The 17,891-nt window shown below is 67.8% G+C and carries 19 protein-coding genes and 3 pseudogenes; 12 read left to right on the top strand and 10 right to left on the bottom strand.

Translation table 11 applies throughout. The features are described 5' to 3' along the window. Nucleotides 1–703: 703 nt before the first annotated feature. The 5 genes from ACF07B_RS08660 to ACF07B_RS08680 all read left to right on the top strand — a co-directional run bounded on the left by ACF07B_RS08660 (nucleotide 704) and on the right by ACF07B_RS08680 (nucleotide 3,695). A complete protein-coding gene (locus ACF07B_RS08660; protein ID WP_392178741.1) occupies nucleotides 704–1,759 on the top strand; it encodes a YihY/virulence factor BrkB family protein in 1,056 nt (351 codons plus the stop codon). 52 nt (nucleotides 1,760–1,811) lie between these two features. Further along, nucleotides 1,812–2,357 (top strand): phosphatase PAP2 family protein, encoded by a 546-nt coding sequence (locus ACF07B_RS08665; protein ID WP_392178307.1) that lies wholly within the window; start codon nucleotides 1,812–1,814, stop codon nucleotides 2,355–2,357. 150 nt (nucleotides 2,358–2,507) lie between these two features. Continuing rightward, the gene (locus tag ACF07B_RS08670) at nucleotides 2,508–2,945 is read left to right on the top strand and encodes a phage holin family protein (protein WP_392178308.1); all 438 of its coding nucleotides are present in this window, start codon (nucleotides 2,508–2,510) and stop codon (nucleotides 2,943–2,945) included. Beyond that, nucleotides 2,942–3,424: a DUF3618 domain-containing protein gene (locus tag ACF07B_RS08675; RefSeq protein WP_392178309.1), complete on the top strand. Its 483-nt coding sequence runs from the start codon at nucleotides 2,942–2,944 to the stop codon at nucleotides 3,422–3,424. The genes ACF07B_RS08670 and ACF07B_RS08675 overlap by 4 nt, the downstream gene beginning before the upstream one ends. Before the next feature lie 4 nt (nucleotides 3,425–3,428). Beyond that, entirely contained in the window at nucleotides 3,429–3,695 is a 267-nt protein-coding gene (locus ACF07B_RS08680) for a DUF4235 domain-containing protein (RefSeq protein ID WP_392178310.1), read from the top strand. Nucleotides 3,696–4,481: 786 nt separating this feature from the next. On the opposite strand, the pseudogene ACF07B_RS08685 reads toward ACF07B_RS08680, so the two are convergent. Then, nucleotides 4,482–4,898: pseudogene (locus ACF07B_RS08685) on the bottom strand (IS630 family transposase); the annotation flags it as partial. A gap of 521 nt (nucleotides 4,899–5,419) precedes the next feature. On the opposite strand from ACF07B_RS08685, the gene ACF07B_RS08690 reads away from it, so the two are divergent. Next, nucleotides 5,420–5,749, top strand: coding sequence for a UBP-type zinc finger domain-containing protein (locus tag ACF07B_RS08690; protein WP_392178311.1), 330 nt, complete (start codon nucleotides 5,420–5,422; stop codon nucleotides 5,747–5,749). Nucleotides 5,750–5,759: 10 nt separating this feature from the next. Here ACF07B_RS08690 and ACF07B_RS08695 read toward each other — a convergent pair. Together ACF07B_RS08695 and ACF07B_RS08700 are read right to left on the bottom strand one after the other, a co-directional pair. Continuing rightward, nucleotides 5,760–6,307: pseudogene (locus ACF07B_RS08695) on the bottom strand (transposase). Nucleotides 6,308–6,386: 79 nt separating this feature from the next. Next, nucleotides 6,387–6,725: a winged helix-turn-helix domain-containing protein gene (locus tag ACF07B_RS08700; protein WP_392178312.1), complete on the bottom strand. Its 339-nt coding sequence runs from the start codon at nucleotides 6,723–6,725 to the stop codon at nucleotides 6,387–6,389. 67 nt (nucleotides 6,726–6,792) lie between these two features. Between ACF07B_RS08700 and ACF07B_RS08705 the strand changes: the two genes are divergently transcribed. Both ACF07B_RS08705 and ACF07B_RS08710 read left to right on the top strand, forming a co-directional pair. Continuing rightward, nucleotides 6,793–7,146, top strand: coding sequence for a DUF427 domain-containing protein (locus tag ACF07B_RS08705; protein WP_392178742.1), 354 nt, complete (start codon nucleotides 6,793–6,795; stop codon nucleotides 7,144–7,146). Nucleotides 7,147–7,658: 512 nt separating this feature from the next. Further along, nucleotides 7,659–9,824 (top strand): SpoIIE family protein phosphatase, encoded by a 2,166-nt coding sequence (locus ACF07B_RS08710; protein WP_392178313.1) that lies wholly within the window; start codon nucleotides 7,659–7,661, stop codon nucleotides 9,822–9,824. A 170-nt stretch (nucleotides 9,825–9,994) separates the two neighbouring features. Here the strand turns inward: ACF07B_RS08710 and ACF07B_RS08715 are convergent, their stop codons facing one another. Next, nucleotides 9,995–11,179: a type III polyketide synthase gene (locus ACF07B_RS08715; RefSeq protein ID WP_369482377.1), complete on the bottom strand. Its 1,185-nt coding sequence runs from the start codon at nucleotides 11,177–11,179 to the stop codon at nucleotides 9,995–9,997. 354 nt (nucleotides 11,180–11,533) lie between these two features. Here ACF07B_RS08715 and ACF07B_RS08720 point away from each other — a divergent pair, with 354 nt between their 5' ends. Beyond that, nucleotides 11,534–11,845: a CBS domain-containing protein gene (locus ACF07B_RS08720; protein WP_392178314.1), complete on the top strand. Its 312-nt coding sequence runs from the start codon at nucleotides 11,534–11,536 to the stop codon at nucleotides 11,843–11,845. A 67-nt stretch (nucleotides 11,846–11,912) separates the two neighbouring features. Here the strand turns inward: ACF07B_RS08720 and ACF07B_RS08725 are convergent, their stop codons facing one another. Beyond that, complete coding sequence (locus ACF07B_RS08725; RefSeq protein WP_392178315.1) at nucleotides 11,913–12,431, bottom strand: transposase; 519 nt, start codon at nucleotides 12,429–12,431, stop codon at nucleotides 11,913–11,915. 80 nt (nucleotides 12,432–12,511) lie between these two features. On the opposite strand from ACF07B_RS08725, the gene ACF07B_RS08730 reads away from it, so the two are divergent. Continuing rightward, the gene (locus ACF07B_RS08730; protein ID WP_392178316.1) at nucleotides 12,512–12,844 is read left to right on the top strand and encodes a type II toxin-antitoxin system PemK/MazF family toxin; all 333 of its coding nucleotides are present in this window, start codon (nucleotides 12,512–12,514) and stop codon (nucleotides 12,842–12,844) included. Nucleotides 12,845–13,026: 182 nt separating this feature from the next. Here ACF07B_RS08730 and ACF07B_RS08735 read toward each other — a convergent pair. Both ACF07B_RS08735 and ACF07B_RS08740 read right to left on the bottom strand, forming a co-directional pair. Further along, nucleotides 13,027–13,939 (bottom strand): annotated as a pseudogene (locus ACF07B_RS08735) (transposase family protein). Nucleotides 13,940–14,064: 125 nt separating this feature from the next. Beyond that, entirely contained in the window at nucleotides 14,065–14,628 is a 564-nt protein-coding gene (locus ACF07B_RS08740; RefSeq protein ID WP_392178317.1) for a peptidoglycan-binding protein, read from the bottom strand. 266 nt (nucleotides 14,629–14,894) lie between these two features. On the opposite strand from ACF07B_RS08740, the gene ACF07B_RS08745 reads away from it, so the two are divergent. Further along, nucleotides 14,895–15,050 carry a hypothetical protein gene (locus tag ACF07B_RS08745; RefSeq protein ID WP_392178318.1) on the top strand — a complete coding sequence of 52 codons (156 nt, stop codon included), beginning with the start codon at nucleotides 14,895–14,897 and terminating at the stop codon, nucleotides 15,048–15,050. Nucleotides 15,051–15,055: 5 nt separating this feature from the next. Then, nucleotides 15,056–15,187: a hypothetical protein gene (locus tag ACF07B_RS08750; RefSeq protein ID WP_392178319.1), complete on the top strand. Its 132-nt coding sequence runs from the start codon at nucleotides 15,056–15,058 to the stop codon at nucleotides 15,185–15,187. A 5-nt stretch (nucleotides 15,188–15,192) separates the two neighbouring features. Here ACF07B_RS08750 and ACF07B_RS08755 read toward each other — a convergent pair whose 3' ends face one another. The 3 genes from ACF07B_RS08755 to ACF07B_RS08765 all read right to left on the bottom strand — a co-directional run bounded on the left by ACF07B_RS08755 (nucleotide 15,193) and on the right by ACF07B_RS08765 (nucleotide 17,698). Then, nucleotides 15,193–15,630 (bottom strand): HAD-IA family hydrolase, encoded by a 438-nt coding sequence (locus ACF07B_RS08755; RefSeq protein WP_392178320.1) that lies wholly within the window; start codon nucleotides 15,628–15,630, stop codon nucleotides 15,193–15,195. A 566-nt stretch (nucleotides 15,631–16,196) separates the two neighbouring features. Next, nucleotides 16,197–16,565 carry a DUF6281 family protein gene (locus ACF07B_RS08760; protein ID WP_392178321.1) on the bottom strand — a complete coding sequence of 123 codons (369 nt, stop codon included), beginning with the start codon at nucleotides 16,563–16,565 and terminating at the stop codon, nucleotides 16,197–16,199. A 65-nt stretch (nucleotides 16,566–16,630) separates the two neighbouring features. Beyond that, complete coding sequence (locus tag ACF07B_RS08765; protein ID WP_392178322.1) at nucleotides 16,631–17,698, bottom strand: peptidase M10; 1,068 nt, start codon at nucleotides 17,696–17,698, stop codon at nucleotides 16,631–16,633. Between the last annotated feature and the right edge of the window lie 193 nt (nucleotides 17,699–17,891).

Genomic DNA, 17,891 nt, shown 5'->3' on the forward strand with positions numbered 1-17,891 from the left:
CCCAACGGATCACGACCTCTACGACAAGGCGATCACCGCAGCTCAGGGCTATGGACGGCCGTTTCGTCCACAGTTGGCGGCACGTGGCGCACGACATGGCCGGGAAGGCCGACGTGAACGGTGAAGCCCCAGGAAGTGGCGACGGGGTCGGCTGCACCGCGCGAAATGGTCCAGCCGTGTTTGGCAGCATGATCTGTGGCGGGGTCGGCCCGTCAGTCTTCGGTGTCTGAGCGCCCTTCCGTCCGTCCGGCGCGTCCTTCCCGGAGAGTGATCGTCTTCTCACCCGGCGCCCGCCGGTCCCGGCCGACCTCGCTCCGACACACGGCGACCCAGCCTGCCCAGCTGAGCAGTTGGCAGGTGCCGGTTTCCTCGACGAGCCGAGGGCGGCCCCTTTGCGGGCCAAGCGCCGGGCCATGAGGGTGATGGCGGCCCAGGCGATCAGGGTCTCCGAGTGCCGGCTGAGCCGTTTGCAGTCCCTTGCGCGGCGGCGCGCGTGCGTCATCCACGCAAGGCCGCGTTCGGCGGCCCAGCGGTGATCGACACTCCGCAGCGTCGCCGGGTCACGTACGGAGCCGTGACGGGAGCAGCGTCCTGCCGACTTCGCCCGGTGCCTCGAGCGACGATCCGGGCGTGGCATCTGCGCTGGGTGCTTCGGGTTCCTCTCATCGTTGCTCAACGTCATGAGCTGGGGTACTCGGCGGGCATGGCGAAATTCAGTCTTTCAGGACGGAAAGAACAAAACGGTGGTGCCAGGGTGCCTGCGCCTGAGGAGGCCGGGCCCGGGCCCGAGGTGGAGGAACGGGCACCGGATACGCCGACGAACCTGTCCTCCCGGGCCTGGGGCAAGGTGTTCAGCGGGAGCCTGCAGGAGTTCAAGAAGGACGAACTGACCGACCGGGCAGCCGCACTCACCTACTACGGGGTGCTCGCCCTGTTCCCGGCGCTGCTGGTCCTGGTCTCCCTGCTGGGCATCACCGGCAAGTCGACCGCGGACAAGGTGCTCGACAATCTCAAACAGCTCACCCCCGGCTCGGCCCGCGACATCCTCACCGGTGCGGTGGAACAGCTGCAGGGCAACGCCGGCCTCGGCTCCCTCGTGGCGGTCATCGCCCTGGTGGTGGCGGTGTGGTCCGCCTCGGGCTATGTCGCGGCCTTCATCCGCGCCGCCAATGCCATCTACGACATGCCCGAGGGCCGGCCGGTATGGAAGATCCTGCCGGTGCGTGTCGGTGTGACCGTCGTCCTCATGGTGCTGGCGGTCATCAGCGCGCTGATCGTGGTCTTCACTGGCGGCATCGCCCGCCAGGTGGGCACGGCTCTGGGGATCGGGGACACGGCGCTGACGGTGTGGTCGATCGCCAAGTGGCCTGTCCTGGTCGTGCTGGTCACCGTGATGATCGCGATCCTGTACTGGGCCAGCCCGAACGCGAAGGTCAAGAGCTTCAAGTGGATCACTCCGGGCAGTTTCCTCGCCTTGGTGATCTGGATGATCGCGTCCGCCGGATTCGCGTTCTACGTGGCCAACTTCGCCTCGTACAACAAGACCTACGGCACGATGGCCGGCGTCGTCGTCTTCCTGGTGTGGCTGTGGATCAGCAACCTGGCCATACTCCTCGGCCTGGAGTTCGACGCGGAGGCGGTACGCCAGCGGGCCATCGCCGGCGGGCTCCCGCCCGATGCTGAGCCTTACACCCAGCCCCGCGACACCCGCACATGGGACGAGGAAGACATGCGCCGCCTGGACGAAGGCGAAGAGTGACCGCCGGGCGCCGGGTGGGTATGTATCGGATCGTCCGGGATATTTGCAGCTCATGAGACTGACAGCAGGGTTGGGCGACGCGGATCGGTATCTGACGCAGCAGGCCGCCTCCCGCATTCCGCCTTCCATCGGCCGGCTGCTGTCGGCGGTGGAAGAGGCGGCGGAGAGCAGCAAACTGTGGTGCGGCGCCGCGGTCGTGATGACGGCGTTCGGCGGACGGCGCGGACGCAGGTCCGCCGTGGCGGGGCTTGCTGCGCTCGCCGTCGCGCAGCTGGTGTCCAACGGTGTGGGCAAGCAGCTGGTCGACCGGCCCCGCCCGCCCAAGGAGTGGATCGAGCACGATGAGGTCGAGGATCGGCCCGACTCCTCCTCCTTCCCTTCCGGGCACACGGCTGCTGCCGTCGCCTTTACCGCCGCCGTCACCCCCACTTTGCCGCTGGCGGGCGCCCTCTGCTCGGTACCCGCCGCCCTGCTGGCCGTCGAGCGGGTGCAGTCGGGTGCCCATTACCCCACGGATGTCGCCGCCGGCGCCCTGATCGGCCTCGGCAGCGCCTGGCTCACCTTGCGTATCCCGCTTCTGCTGCGGCATTGGCCGTAGCAGACGCCTACCGACCCCAGCGCGCCCCTGGTCGCGGCAGGTCAGGTTTCTCCTGAACTCCGCGGTTTTGGGTACTCGCCCCCTCATCAAACGGCCGGCACCTCGACCCGAGCCGACTGGCAGGAACTAAACAGAGCAGGAGGTGATCGCGTGTCGAGTACCCAACGGCACGGCTTCGGAGAAGGCCGAGATACGCACGAGGTGGGACATGAGCCGGTGGGCGAGCTGGTGCGGCAGGCCTCGCAGCAGCTGACCGACTTGGTGCGCGGCGAGATGAAGCTGGCTCAGGTGGAGATGCAGGAGAAGGGCAAGCGCTACGGCAAGAGTGGGTCACTGTTCGGCGGCGCCTCACTGGTCGGCTTCCTGATGCTCCAGGCGCTGGTCGCCGGCGTGATCGCAGCGATGGCCCTGCTGGTGCCGGTGTGGGCCGCGGCCCTGATCGTCACCGCCGTTCTCGGTGTGATCGCCGCAGTCCTGGCTCTCAGCGGCAAGAAGCAGATCGGCAAGGCCGCCCCGCCGACACCCCAGAGCACGATCGAGAACGTCAAAGCCGACATGGCCGAGATCAAAAGGAGCGCACACCGATGACCCACACGCCCGCCGACCCGCAGAGCGCCCCTGGCCCCGAGCAACTCCGCGAGCAGGTCGAGCAGACCCGCCACGACCTCGGGCAGACCGTCCAGGCCCTCGCAGACAAGGCCGACGTCAAGGCCCGCGCCCAGCACAAGACCGCCGAGGTCCGGGAGAAGGCTGCTACCAAAGCAGGCGCGCTGAAGGAACGGGCGGTCACCCAGGCCAGCGAGCTCAAGGCCCAGGCCGCGAAGGCCACCTCCCAGGTCCATGACAAACGGCCCGACGCGGTCAAAGGCACGACCGCCCAAGCGGCGGGACAGGTCCGCGCAGGAGCAGCTCGGGCCGGACGGATGTGGCAAGAGAAGGCGCCCGAACCTCTGCGGCAGAAGGCGACACAGTCTGCGCAGCTGGCACGGGACAACCGAACCGTGCTGCTGGTCGCCGCCGCGGGCGTCACCGTGCTGTGGCTGGCCAGCTACCGCGAGAAGGACTGAGCACATGAAAACCTCGAAAATCGCCTACAAACCGGTCGGGCTCGTCCTGGGAGCCGTTAGCGGCATGATCGCCGGGGCCGCTTTCAAACAGGCATGGAAAGTCCTCGGTCACGACAAAGACGCCCCCGACGCCACCGACGAGGACCGCACCTGGAGCGAGGTACTCCTGGCCGCCACACTCCAGGGCGCCATCTTCGCCGCGGTCAAGGCCACCGTCGATCGCGCTGGCGCCGCCACCACGCGCAGCCTGACCGGAACCTGGCCTGGCTGACAAAGCAATGTGGGGCCGGCAGGACACGAAGTCCGGCCCCCACACCAGCCACTGCCACCCAAGACACACGCCACCCGGACCGGCAACAAAGCGGTCTGACAGCGGACAGACGTCGAGGTCCGTCACGTTGCCGAACCCCGATGATCTCTGTTTCGACCGACACCTGGGATCTGGGCCGGCTGCTCCTGCAGCACGCCCCGTCCCCGCAAACCGTCATGGAGGACCGGCGAGACGACAATGTCATGTTTTGCGTACATGTGATGGGAAACTCGTCGCTCGTGGTGCTCAGTCTGCATCGCGAGGAGAGCCACCGCACAGCCCGTGACGACGAGAGGTACCCCAATGGCGAATTCAGCGAAGCAGCCCCCGCAGGGGCCAGAACCGCGCAAAGCCGAGGGAGAGCGTCAGCAGCGCTGGGGCCCGTCCATAGACAACGAGTCACAGCAACCGAACCCCAGCGCCCACCGCAGCTTCCACCCCGACAAGTACGCCCCTGAGCCCGACAAGCCCCGCAAGGTGCCTACGAAGGAAGAGAAAGAGGCATCGGGAGTGGGCACACCCTCAGACAGCCTGACCGCGAGTGGCGAAGACCGAGGAAAGTCCGGTGGCATGCATGACACCGGACGCCGCGGTGAATCCCGCCGCCCCAGCGGCAAAAAGGATGCCTCGGCCTATACAGGCGTCAACCCCGATGACTCATCCGCCGGGGACGGTAGCCGCTGAGGGAGGATGTGAACGGCCGCCTGGGGTTCTCGTTCCACGAGTTCCTTGATGTCGTCTTCCAGCGCTTTCACCGAGGCCGCGGCGGATGAGTTTGTCGGTCAACAGGCCGAACCACCGCTCGACTTGGTTGATCCAGGAGGAGCCGGTCGGGGTGAAGTGGACATGGAGTCGAGGGTGTCTGCCGAGCCGGGTCTTGATCTCGGGCGTGTTGTGGGTGGCGTAGTTGTCACACACCAGGTGCACGTCGAGCCCGGTCGGGACCGCCTTGCCTATCGTGACCAGGAACTTCTTGAACTCGATGGCCCGGTGGCGGCAGTGCAGTTCGCCGATGACGGTCCCGTCGGCGATGTTAGAGGCGGCGAACAGGCTGGTGATGCCGTGTCGCAGGTAGTCGTGGGTGGGCCGTTCGCGCATGCCCGGCATCATCGGAAGCACCGGCTGTGAGCGGTCCAGGGCCTGGAATCGGGACTTCTCGTCCACGCATGAAGGACCAGGTTTGGAGGTAGAGCCCAGCTGGCCGCTGGGTGGACTACCTCGTCCAGCACCCCTTACGCGATAGCAAAGACGCGTGGCTCACGCCCCGCATTCCAACGTTCTCGCCACGGTGGCAATGTTGCGGGAAGCGTAGTCGACACAGTTACGCATCAGTCTTCACTACCGGCGACCACGCTGGAACGGACACCACGATCCGGTCGATGCGCGAGCCGCTGATGACCCGCTTCCAGGACGGCACGGAGCCCTCCCCCGCAGTCCAGAGCCGGACGCGTCCCACCCTCCCTGCAACCGCGCCGGCACCGATCAGCCAACGCCTCCTGCCCTACCGACAGCGCGGGCCGCACCCATCGCTCATGACCATGCCAGACAGCCCAGAGTCCGGAAGAGCGCAACCGTCGCAGGCGCAGGGGAACCTGGTGCCGTCGGCTGCGCACCTGCCCGTACTTCCATGCGTGTAGTACGGGTGCCCCTTCCCCCGCGACCACCACTACCGAGAGGGCGACACCATGACCGAGTGGGTGGTGCAACCCGACGGCGGCCGACTCGAGGGCCGCGACTGTCCTCATGCCGCCGCCGCGGGCCCGGTACAAGCGCCCCGAAGCGGCGATTGCCGAGAGTGCTTCATCCAGGGACGCAAGGAAACCCGTCTGCGGCTCTGCCTGACCTGCGGTCACATCGGATGCAGCGACAGTGCGCCAGGAGCCCATGCCACCGCTCACTACGCATCCAGCGGCCATCCCCTCGCTCGCTCCGTGGAACCAGGCGGCGAGCCATGGGCTTGGTGCTACGTTGATGAGGTATTTCTCCTGCCAAGCGACGACCGCTCCACGGAATAAGCAGCAGGCTCTACTGAGGTTGCGGCCGTGGTGTCGTCACGGTGAGGCCGGTTTCGGCGAGCCTCCGTCGATGAGGTTGCGGCGATGCTGGATCTGGCGGAGACCGTGCCGGCGCGTGCGCATCAATTGTCTGGGTCGGTGAACACGGTGTTGGCCTGGCTGCTGCGTCGCAGTAGTGACCAGATGCCCTCGACGGGGTTGAGGTCGGGTGCGTAGGCCGGCAGGAAGTAGCAGCTGTTCCAGCCGTGGGGTGTCGATGAACTGCCGCATTCGGCGGTCCTTGTGGACATTGAGGTTGTCCCAGATGAGCACGATGGGTGCGCCGAGTTGCTGATGGGCGTCGATGAGGAGATCGCGGTAGTCGGTCCAGGTGAAGCTGCGTCTGCCGCGCCGTTTGTGATCGACGTGTCGTCTGGGCCGGTAGATCAGGCGTGTGCTTTCGCCGTGCTTGTAGCAGGCGAGCGCGGCGATGGAGATGCGGCGCTGGGAGCGTCCGGGCACCCGGATGACGGGTGTGTGTCCGCGCCTGGCCCAGGTTCGGGCGGTGGGCGGCGTCATCGAGAAGCCGGCTTCGTCTTCGAAGCAGAGCCAGGCCCCGAGCGCCGCCACAGTGCTTCCACCCGGAGCCAGGTCTCCTTCACCCAGCCGGTAACGCGGTAACGGCTTCCTGATTGCGCTCCATCGCGCGGCGGGCGGGGACCTGGTGACTGAAGCCGTGCCGGTGCAGCATCTGCGCGATGGCCGACAGCGTCATGCCCTTGTGGAACCGGCGCCCGATCAGCGTCTTGATCCGCGACAGCGTCCAGGTCTGGTCAGGCCAGCCGTGCGCGACTGGCCCCTTGGCCAGCTCTTGTTCGAGCACGGCGAACGGTGCCTCGCTCAGCTTGGGCAGTGAGACCGGTCCGGCGGACCGCAGCCCCTCCGCGCCGGCGTCGTGCCAGGGCCGACGCCAGCACTGCACTGAGCGCACACTCACCCGTAAGTCCTTGCCGACCTAGACCTTGGAGGCACCGACCGCGAATCACTCGGCGGCCTCCATCCGGATGCGCTCGCGAAACGCCTGCCGTTCAGACGTCAGCCCACCACCTTGCAGATATCGGTCCGATCTGCTGTTCCCGAGCAACGGCCACTCCTGGTGCGAATGGAAGGGCACCGCCTGCTGCTGGGACCTGATCACCGGCCACGAAGTGCACGGTCGTGCCGCTTGGAGCTACTCCGACCCCGACCCCGCCTACACGGTCCTTCGGGACTATTTCGCCTTCTACACCAGCCGCGTCGACCGCTGCCTCGTTGGTAGCGAAGAGGCGCGAGCTCAGGAGGGAGACTTCTACGGCGGCTGGATCACCTCGGACGTGCAAGGCCTCTTCAAGGGAGCGCCCGAAAAACATGGGTGGTAGGGAGAGCCAACGCCGACCGCGCCCCATTGGCCCGCTTCAACCATCCCCCTGCCGTGGAGCCCGCCAAAGGCCACCGACCAGTCGGCTTGTACAGCCTCCCTCGATTCCCCTCCGCCGATGAGGCCATTCCTCCCCCGCTTGCGTGAAGGGAGCGGGCGGGTCGAAAGGGCAGCCTGTGGGGCGCGCTGCAGAAAAGGCTGTGCTGAGTGATTCCCGGCTGCTTGCAAATGCGCCAAGCTCTGGGGGCCGGCCATCACCGTCGGCGCCGGCGCCGGCGCCCGGTGAGCCTGCGGCGGTCGTCGCACCCTGGCCTGCTACGCCCCCGGCAAGGTGAGCTCGGCCCCACCGGCCGCGGCGTTCCCGCATGGTCGGCGTTCACCGCGCGATCCGCTGGTGTGGGCGAAGCGGGCCCCGGTGGTATTCAATGAGGTGTGCGGTCAGGGATCTCGGTGCCCCGACGCATGGGTCCGAGTACAGCCCCGGCGCTGCGCCGGGGATTGCGAGAGAGCCGCATGGACTCCACACCCTCCCCCTCGTCCTCTTCGCCGTTTGACATGGTGAGCAGTGCCCTCGGGCGCTACATCCCGCACGGCGCAGCGGCAGCGGCGGCCGGCCCTGCGAACGCGCAGGGCAACCGCGCCACCCGCCAACGCGTACCCGACAACCCGGCAGCCGACCGTCAGGATCAGATTCTCGGCGTGGTCAACCTGGACAAGGATCTGAGAATCACCCGCTGCAATCTGGACGCCCCCGTATTCGCGGGTCTGGACGCCGTGGCCGGAAGTCGTTTCGCCGATCTCCTGCCCGCCGGGGACGTACCGACGGTCACACGGCGGTTGCGGCAGGTCCTGGAGGTCGGTGAGGCACACGTCGCCCGGATCCAGCGCCTGCGGCGCGCCGACGGGTCGGAGCTGGTGGTCTCGCTGAGCATCCTGCCCGCCGCAGCGCCTCAGGAGGGCTTGACCGTCTCCGTGATCGCCATGGCCAGGAGGCTGCACCTGTACGCCGCCGAGACCGCGATCGGCACCTCGCTGGACATCGGTGAGACCGCGCAGTCGCTGGCGGAGTCCCTACTGGCTTGGGGGGACGTGGCTGCCGTCGACCTCGACTTCGCCGTGTGGACGGGCGAGGGAGTCACCGAGCACGCGCACGGGCGCATCCGGCTACGGCGGGCAGCCCTGGTGCCGGACCGGGCGTGGCCCGAGGGTTACGTGACTCCGGGCGGCGATCTTCCGAGCGACGCGAGTCGCCTGCTGGCACAGGCGGTACGGCGGGACGATGCCCCGCAGCCCATCGTCATACCCGACCGGGACACGATCGAGCGGCTGCTCGGCAGTCAGCGAGTGATCCGTGCCCTGGTGCCCGGTGACCGGTCGGCGAGTGTGGCGTGCGTACCGCTGGTCCTGGACGGCGCGCCACCCGTCGTGCTGGGCGTGGCGGAGGTCTGGCGGCGGGCGGACCGCCCCTTCCGGGACAGCGAGCTGTTCGACCTGCAGGAACTGGTGGCCAGGACCGCCCATCACGTCGACCTGGCCCGTCAACACCAGCGCGAACACACGCAGGTGCTGGCGTTGCAGCGCCGGCTGCTGCCCCGGACCGGCGGCCACACCATTGAGATCGCCAGCGTCTACCAGCCCGCCACCCCCGACAGCGCGGGCGTCGGCGGCGACTGGGTGAACAGCTTTCCGCTGCCGGACGGCCGTACCGCGCTGGTGGTCGGTGACGTCGTCGGGCACGGCCTGGGAGCCGCGGCGACCATGGGCCAGCTGAGCATGGAGGCCCGCGCGCTGCTGTCTGCGGGGCTGGCACCCGACGAGGTGCTGGAGCACCTGGACGAGACCGTGACGCTGCTGGACGACGCGGACTCCGGACTGGCGGCCGGCTACAGCGCCCTCGGCTCCACCTGCTGCATCGCCCTCTACGACCCGGTCAGCCACCACGTGGTCCTCTCCAGCGCGGGCCATCTCCCTCCGGTCCTGGTGCTTCCGAACGGGCAGGCAGGCCCGCTCGCGGTCCGCCCTCACCCCGGCCTGGGCGCCGAGTTCGCGCTGCGGGAGCCGTTCGACGTGCACACGTTCGGCGCGCCCCCGGGCTCCCTGCTCGCCCTCTACACCGACGGCCTGGTGGAGGATCCGGCCCTGTCGATCGACGAGGGCATCAGCAGGCTGGCGGATGCCGTGTCCTCTGTGCACCCCTGGGATGCCCTGCAGCAGGCCGCACGGCACGTCGTCTCCGCGCTGGCGCCCGTGCGCCAGCGCGATGACGTGACCCTGCTGCTCGCGCGCATGATCGGCTACCGCAAGGGGGACACCGCGACCTGGCGGCTACCCGCTCGCGACGACGCGCCCACCCGTGCCCGCGCGCACGTCTCCGCACTGCTGCGGCAATGGCACACCAGGAGCGACACCCAGGACAACGTGTCACTGCTGGTCAGCGAGCTGGTCACGAACGCTGTGCGCTTTGCCGCCGGTCCCATCACGATACGACTGATCAGGGCCGGTGGTCACGGCCTGCTGTGCGAGGTGGGCGACACCGGCAACGGCAGGCCGCGGCTGAGCCGGGGCGGCCTCCTCGACGACGGCGGGCGTGGCCTGCACGTCGTGCACCGGCTCACCACCCGGTGGGGGGTGCGGTGGACGGACACCGGCAAGGTGGTCTGGGCGGAAGTCGCAAGATGACGCGGCTGCGGAGCGGGGCGCGGACGGGCGTACGCGAGCGCGGCGAGGGCAGGGGCTGCGTGCGCGTCAGCCGGCGCCACCGACGGTACGGACGGCGCCCTCAGCGGTACCGGTGCCGTGACCGGTGATGCGGGCGGCCCGTTCGCTGCTACGAGTGGCGCGGGCTCTCACTACAGCCACTCCCCTTCCAGGGCGGTGGCGGTGAGGCCCGGTGCCGCCGCGTACAGGACGGCGCGACTGCCCGACTTCTGTCCGGCGTCGTGCGCCCGCCTCAGGATGTCGAACACGGCGGCGCCCCCGCGGTTGCCGCTGGTGTAGCTGTCCCGGCTGTAGTCGAGCAGCCCGGACGGCCATGCGTCGGGCATCGTCTGCTCCATGTACTCCAGCACCCGGGTCCCGCCGGGGTGCGCGAGCAGCACGTCGGGGTGCCAGGAGTCGGGGTCGTCCTGGTAACGGAGGCGCAGCCACTCCCACATCGCGGTGACCGTCTCCTGTACGGCGCGCGGCCCGCGCCGGTCCATCACGAAGTGGGTGCCGTCCGCCCGCGTTTCCAGGCAGTGCAGGTCTTGGGTGTCGGGCACGGTGTGGTGCCAGGCCGCGTCCAGCCGCAGCACCGACTCGCGCCTCGGGCGGCCCGTGACCACCGCGGCGACCGCGGTGTCCGCGAACAGCAACCGGACGATCAGGGACTCGAGGGTGTCGTCCGCGGGCTGGTAGGTCGTGCTCAGCGCCTCCGAGATTACGACCAGGACCACCCGATCGGGGTCCGCGGCCACGAGATCAGCCGCCAGGGCCAGGGAGCGGGTCCCCGCGACACAGGCCCACTGCGTGGCCGGCAGCAGCATCACGTCGTTGCGGAGCGCAAGCTTGTTGGCCAGGGCGATGTCCAGACCGGGCAGCGCCGGGGTGGTGGAGTGACTGGTGATCAGGCAGTCGACGTCTGCGGGGTCCAGCCCGGCGATCTGCAGGGCCCCGCGCGCCGCACGCTCCCCGTAGGACTGCACGGCCTCCCAGGCCGGGGCGGTGCGCTCCTGGACGGTCTGCGGCGCGGGTATCGCCTCGAGGGCGGCGATCACGCGGTCCACGTCCTGCTGGGTGAACCCGTCGCGTGCCAGCGCCTCTTGGGCGGTCCCGATGCCGACAGCCTGCAGGCCGCCGCCGTCGCCGGGCGCGACGGCGGTCTCCAGCGGCAGCATCCACCCGCGGGTCTCGATGCCCGTACTGGCCGCGATGCCGTCGATCCGCGGCGCCCACGGCGCATGCGGGTGCCGGTCGCGCACCTCCGCCACGATCTGGCGGGTCTCGACGGCGTGCTCGCCGTGTATCACAGCAGGAGGACAGAGGTAAGCGGCCATGATGGGCACCTTTCCAGGGGAACAAGGTGGAACGTCACGAGGGCTGCGTCATGGGCCGCTTTGGAACTTCGCGCCCATGCCGATGGACTCCACTTCGGGAGCCGCTGTCCAGGTCGAGCATGGACGCAAAAGGGACATTTGCGCTGTGACTAAGGCAACTTGGGCGATCCCCGGGGGCGTGATATGGCACACACCACCGAAACAGAGGGGCGCTCAGGGCGGTTCCACAGGCCCTACCTGACTTACCGTCAGCCATGGGGCTTGCCAGGTCCGGGCGCGCACCGCCGGCGGACTGGTGTCGGCGCCCGCCGCGACGGTCCCGCGGAGGCGGCCCTGCCGTAGACCACCCGGCTGATGACGCGACACGGCATCGAACGACTGCCCGTGGTCGACGAAAAGGACCGGCTCGTCGACATCGTCAGCCACCGCGACCCGCTCCAGGTCCTCCCGCGCTCCGCCGAGGAGATCTGGCAGGCCGTGCGACGTGAGGTGTTCGCCGCCGCGCTCCGGGTCAGCCCCCAGATCTCCGAAGTCGCCGCCCACGACGGTGCGGTCACGCTCACCGGGCAGCTGGACTCCATGAGGGTTCCCGGCATGTGCGGGTGCCGGCCGCCGGCGACCTTGAAGTCGGGGCACTTTCTGTTGACAGTGATCCAGCGACTCTGACCAGCACGGTCAGCGGCACGGTGCGGGCGAGTAGCAGCGGTAGTAGGCGAGTTCGCCGGGGCTGCGGTTACGGCGGATCAGCAGCTGACGACTCCCGGGGCGGGGGTCGGCGAGGTCGATGACTGCCCAGTCGTAGAAACGGTGGCCCTTGGCCCCGGCTCCTGCGGAGAGCTTCTGCCGGACCCGCTTGGGCACCTTCTTGGCCAGGGTGTCCGCGCCGGCCGGCGTAGACCAGGTAGACGGCGACCTTGGCATTTTCGATCCTGCCCGCGGTGCCGGTGTACTGGCGCTGGACGCCGACCGTGCCGGTGCCCTTCTTCACGTCCCCGGTCTCGTCGACCACCAGTACCGCCTGGTCGTCGTGCAGGTGGTCCACCACGTAGTCACACACATCGTCGCGGACCCGGTCGGCGTCCCACTTGGCCCGCCCCAGCAGATGCTGCATGCCGTCCGGGGTCCTCTCCCCGGCCCATTCGGCGATGGTCCAGCAGTTCTCGCGCGGCAGGTCCGACAGCAGTCCGAGCACCAACTTCCGCACCTGGAACCGGGGTTCGACCCGGGTGAACCGTCCAGCTATCCGGCTCATCAAGCCCTCGAACGCCTCCTGCCAGCGGGCAGGGTATACGCTGCGCAGCGTCCGCCCGCCGTCCTGTGTCAGGAGGACATGTGCAACGTGGCGAAGTCTGGTGGGTGGAGTTCGACGAGCGGCGGCCAGTCGTGCTGCTGTCGGGAGACGACGCGTCCGGGATCCGGGTGATGCAGGTCGTCGCTCGGGCGGGTGTCGACATCACCGGTCTGGGCGTCGAAGTGGCAGTAGGCGCCGTGGAAGGACTGCCCTTTGAAGGCGTGCTTCGGTTCGCGCTCCCGCATCCGGGCTTTACCCCTTGCACGTGGCTGACCACCGTGTCCCGGGACGACCTGATCGAGCGGGCGGGCGCCCTGTCCTCCGCGAAACTCAGCGAGATGGAGAACGCCCTCCGTCTCGGTGGACTCGGGTAGGCGGGGAAGGAAACGGACGCCCGCGACGGCGTGGTCGGTCTCGTCCAGATGATCGACGCTGCCAGCTGTCCCCTCGGCGCCCCTCACGATCGAGATCACGAACTACGGCTGGCGTATCAGGACCTCTTACGAGCTGGTGCGTGATAGCGGGAGAGGTGTGTTTCTCCCGGTCGTGGCTGTTGTCAGCCGGTGGTGCGGTCGGAGACGAGGCCGGCGATGGCTCGGTAGGTGGCGGGCAGGGTCTCGCGTCGGTGGGTCCAGCGCGTCAGTTGTTTCCAGCGTTTGTGGTGGGCGAGGGCGTGTTCGACGGTGATGCGTTTCGAGGAGTGTCCGTGGCGGGCTCGCCGACGGAATTCGAGGACCTCGGGCGGGCTGATCCTGTTGCCCTTTCTCGGCGGTGTCACCGCCTGTCCAGGGTGATCACGGCGGAGCCCGAGATAGCCATCGTCCAGAAGGATCTCGACATCGGGAAAGTGCTGGCAGCAGATCCCGATGCCCTCGTTGCGTGCGGCGGTCGCGTCATGCATCCGCCCAGGTCGCAGGGCATCGACCCATAAAGTGCGGCTGCGGTGGTCGGCGATGACGGTGGCCTTCGTCGTGTTCTGCTTCTTCTTGCCGGAGACGAACGCTCGCCGCCCGCCGCGGTCGGCAGGCGGCCGGCGGACCTGGATCTCGGTGGCATCCAGCCGCAACTCGATGCCCTCGGCCTGGGCATATGCGAACACATCTGGCAGTGTCCGAAGACGCAGACCAGGGCTGTCCGGGACCGCGCACCCCCGTTCGGCCAGGAGCGTGCGCACCTCTCCGATCGCGCGGGTGATGGTGTAACGGTCGACGCCGAACAGCAGTCCCAGCACTGAATGCGGCAGGTCGTGTCGCAAATGGATAAGCGTGGCCACCAGCCGGTCGACGAACACCAGTTGGTGGCGGGCGCCGAACCCCTTCAGCCCGCTTCCGGACCCCACCTCGCACAGCACGACGGCAACCTTCGACCCCGGCCTGCCACGGCACGGCCAACTCGTCGACCAGGCAAGCAAGATGACGCCGAGAGAGCCCCGCAAACAGCCGATGCGCCAACACCGACCGATTGACCATGATCGCCACAGCGGGATCATGCCACCTGCCTGGCACGACACCTCACCCGCTATCAGGCACCAGCTCGTTAGAGGCCCGCCCCTCTTTCGGAGGACCGGGCCCCGCAGGCGTGGCGAGTGGCGGTGTTAGCCGCAGGTCCGGTAGTTGTAACCGGCATACCGCCAGGCGCCATCGCCGTCGATGAACTGGTAGTCGCCGCTGGCGTCACGCTTCATGGAGAAGTTGCGGCCCGTGAGCTCCCCGTCGGTGGTCAGGCCCTCGTACGCCAGCGTGAGCGTGGAGTCATTGCTGCCTGACACGTACCTGATCTGGCCGACGCCCGCGTAGGACCAGCTTTGCTTGCCAGCGCTTCCGTCGACCTGCAAGTGAGCGTCCGACTGGTAGTTCGCGGTCGCGGTCCTGGTCTGGCTCCCGAAATCGCCGTCGACAGACGCCTTGGATGACAGGTATCCGTTCGCCCACAGTGTCATCTGCCACAGGCAGGTGGCATTGGACGTCCTGTTCGTGTTGATGTCCGTCACGCCTTCGTCGCCAAAGTCGTCGTAAGGCGAGGCAGCCCCGTGGACGTAGGGGAGGCCCGAGTAGGTCCCTGAGGCGGAGGCCGGTGAGGCGCTGAGGACAAGGACGATGGCGCTCAGCGCACCGACGGCGCACCCGGCCAGCTTGGCATTCTTTGTGCGTGAGTTCATAGCTCCCCTTGGACTCGGGCTCCGCCGGAGCCGGACGCTCGGTTTGACTAGCGGTGCCGTGTGGCGGTTGGGGCAGTTTCGAGCCAACAGATGGTGCAGAGCCACCTCGACGGCACGCCCGCCCCGACCGCCCCGGCGACTACCCCCGCACTCTGTGGCCGGGCTTCTTCGCCCAGCTCGGCACGATCACGAAGGACATCCACGCCGTACGCGGCCCGCGCTTTGGGCCCGTCGCCGGAACCGGCCACGCCACATGGAGTGAGGCCGTGCCGGCCTCCCTGTCCGCCACTGCGGACGATGTCAGCCGCGCCGGGCTGGACGCTGCGGACGTACGCAAGGTCGCTGACCTCGCCGCCGAAAACCACAAGGTCCTGGACGAGATCACCGAACCCGGCTGCTCACCGGCGATCTGTGGACCGTGAACACGATGCTCGCGGACTCCCCCACGCCGGTCATCAGCGGTGTTCTCGACCTGGACCGCAACCTGTGGGGCGATCCGGCTGCCGACTGGACCATCCGCATGGCCGGCGCCAAGACAGATGAACGCACGGCGTTCTAGGACATCTACGGGCCCCGGATCGCCGCGTCCGCGAAGGCTTGGCGAGCGCTCATCCACGAGGCGCGGCGCCTGGGGGCGATCCGGCTGGAGCGGCACCGCCTCCACAACCCCTCCGGTGTTGATGACACGTACACCTCCATGGCCGGCGTTCTGACCAAGCTGATCTGAACGCCGCCGAGTGCCGCGCTGCTCCTCTTCCTCAAACCCGTACATGGCGCCGGTCCATGGGCAGCTAGCGTCCAAGCAGGGGGGAGCACTGTGCGCAGATCGTCGATCCGTCGGTAGTGGAGACCGGTCATGCCGGTCTCGCGGGCAGCCGTGACGTTGGCTGCGATGTCGTCGACGAACAAGCAGCGTTCGGTGGTGGCCCCGACGCGTTCGGCGGCGATGCGGTAGACCCTGGGATCCGGTTTCGCGATGCCGATCCGGGCGGTGTTCACCACCGTGTGGGCAAGGCTGTCCAGTCCCTGGCGGGCGAGGTCCTGCTCCAGCCGTGTGGTTCCGTTTGGCGACCAGGGCGACGCGGGCGACGTCGCGGACCCGGGTGAGCGGAGCCACCAGTTCCAGGTCCACGGACGGGGTGCGGTCGGACCAGTCGGTCACGGCGGCGCGGGCCCGCTTGTAGGAGCCGCAGATGGTGGCGAGGTCGGCCGCCACTGTGGACCTCCGCTGTTTGTCGGTGATCTCGCCGGTGATGGGGCCGTCCGCCGTCCCATCAGCCCCACCCGACCAGCTGGCCCCAGGCGATCCGGGCCGTCCGTGGCTGGCTGACGCCCTGGGTCACGCTGCAACGTTACGCGCCAGCATGGACAGCCAAGCCCTCGCCCACCGAACTCCAGAACCTGATCAACGCCGTCAGTACCGGAAGACCCATCGACCTCTACACCCAGGTCTGACAAACCACCGCTAGATCGGCAGGTCAGAACACTGCCCACCCAGTGATCTCTGCAGGATTTGTCAGAGGCCCGGTGTGTGGGGCGACCGTCCGCGCCGCCCCACACACCGGGCGTCAGGAGCTTTTGATCAGCTTCTTGATCTCCGGCGGAAGCTCGTTGCCGGAGTAGACGGCGACCAAGCGGGCGTCATTGGGCTCTTCTCCCACCGCGATGGCGATGCCGGGGTCCACTCCTTTGACCCTGTAGGCGGTCGTGGCAGAGGGCGTCTGGGCGTCGTCATCGTCATTGGGAGTGTCGTCGCAAGGCGGAAGGGTGGCAGGACCGAGCTTGTCCCCGACGGTGAAATCGACATTGGCGACGTCTGAGTATTCATGATTCTGGTAGTGGACCAGGAACACGCAGGACGCCTCGGTCTCACCGCCGTTCGACGAAGTGCAGGCTGCCGCCATCACGAGGACGGCCGCCGCCAGCAGCACCCCCACGGGTCCTGTGCGGGAAGGCCGTACGGCTTTCATCGATCTGCCTCCTCTGGAGCGTTCGCCCCGGTTCAGTAGATGCTGCGGAGACCGAGGACGTCACCTTTGCCGAGCGTCCTTCCCTTTGTGCTGCACCTGGATGCGGTGGTGTACATGGTGAGGTTGTCGTGAGCTCCGGTGATGTCCTTCAGACCGAAGATGTGTCCGGCTTCATGAGTTCCCACGCTGCGGATGTCGTATTTATCCGTGCAGCTGGAAGTCGGCTTGTTAGTGAAGTCGTTGTCGTGCGTGTTGAAGCGGGTGTCGGCCTCTCGGAGGTCGTTCTTGATGCCAGGCGTGGGCCAAGTCCACGAGCAGGTCGTGGCAACGGCGTCATTCCTGAGATTTCCCGCGTCCCATGTGCTCACCCCGTCACGGGAGGTGCACTGGGAACTGGTGTTGATGTCGGCCTCGTAGCTCGTGTAGTCGAGGAAGTTGGCCTGGTGCGCGTCGACCTGGTCGGTGTAGCCGCAGTTGTTGTGGCTTTCGGTGATGTTGTCGAGGGCCTCGTAAAAGGCCCAGAGGGCGTCGCTCTTGGACAGCCCACCGGGCAGACCGCCGTCGCCGATGTACCAGTTGTAGGTGCCGTACTCCTTCTGATCCTTCGTCCCGTACGTTCCGTCGCTGCATGCCCCCGGAGCGCTTGCGGCGTCCACGTCCGCTACTTCGGCCTCGGTGGAGGAGTCTGCTGCGTCGGCATCGGTGCCGTCCGACTCCTGCGACAGATCATCGGCTGTCCGGGCCGGATGGGCCAGGACATCGGCCGCGTCGGAGCCGGAGGTGGAAAGGTCCACACTGGCGCTGGTCAGGTCGTAGGAGACGGTTCCATCGGCGGCGACCTCCAGGGTGAATCCGTGGTTCGTTCCATCCGTACTCAGTGAGTCGACGCTGACCGCCGTGCCGGGTTCAGGGACCGTCACGCCGGTGTTGTCGTAAGTGACGATGCGACCGACGGCGTCACACTTGATCACGGATGAGCCGGACGGCAGGTCACTGACGGTCAGTTCCCCCTCGTCGAGTTCACAGACGTCCGCCCCCGTCGTGTCAGCATGTGCATTGCCTGCTAAGGCTGACAGCGAAGCTGCCAGCGCGAAGGCCATCACTGTTCTACCTATGAGTCCTGGGATACGCCCAGCCACTCCCCACCCCCTGCGGCTCTCCCGCTCTGCGGGATATGAACAGACCTCGGGAGAGTAGCCGTCAAGCTACTTAATTTTCTTTTCAATTTAAGACAAAAAAATTGCACCTATGGCTACTTTTGGTCCTGTTGGTAGGTCCCTCGCGTCACCGTCC

It is taken from the genome of Streptomyces sp. NPDC015532 (assembly GCF_043078065.1).
Lineage (GTDB): Bacteria > Actinomycetota > Actinomycetes > Streptomycetales > Streptomycetaceae > Streptomyces.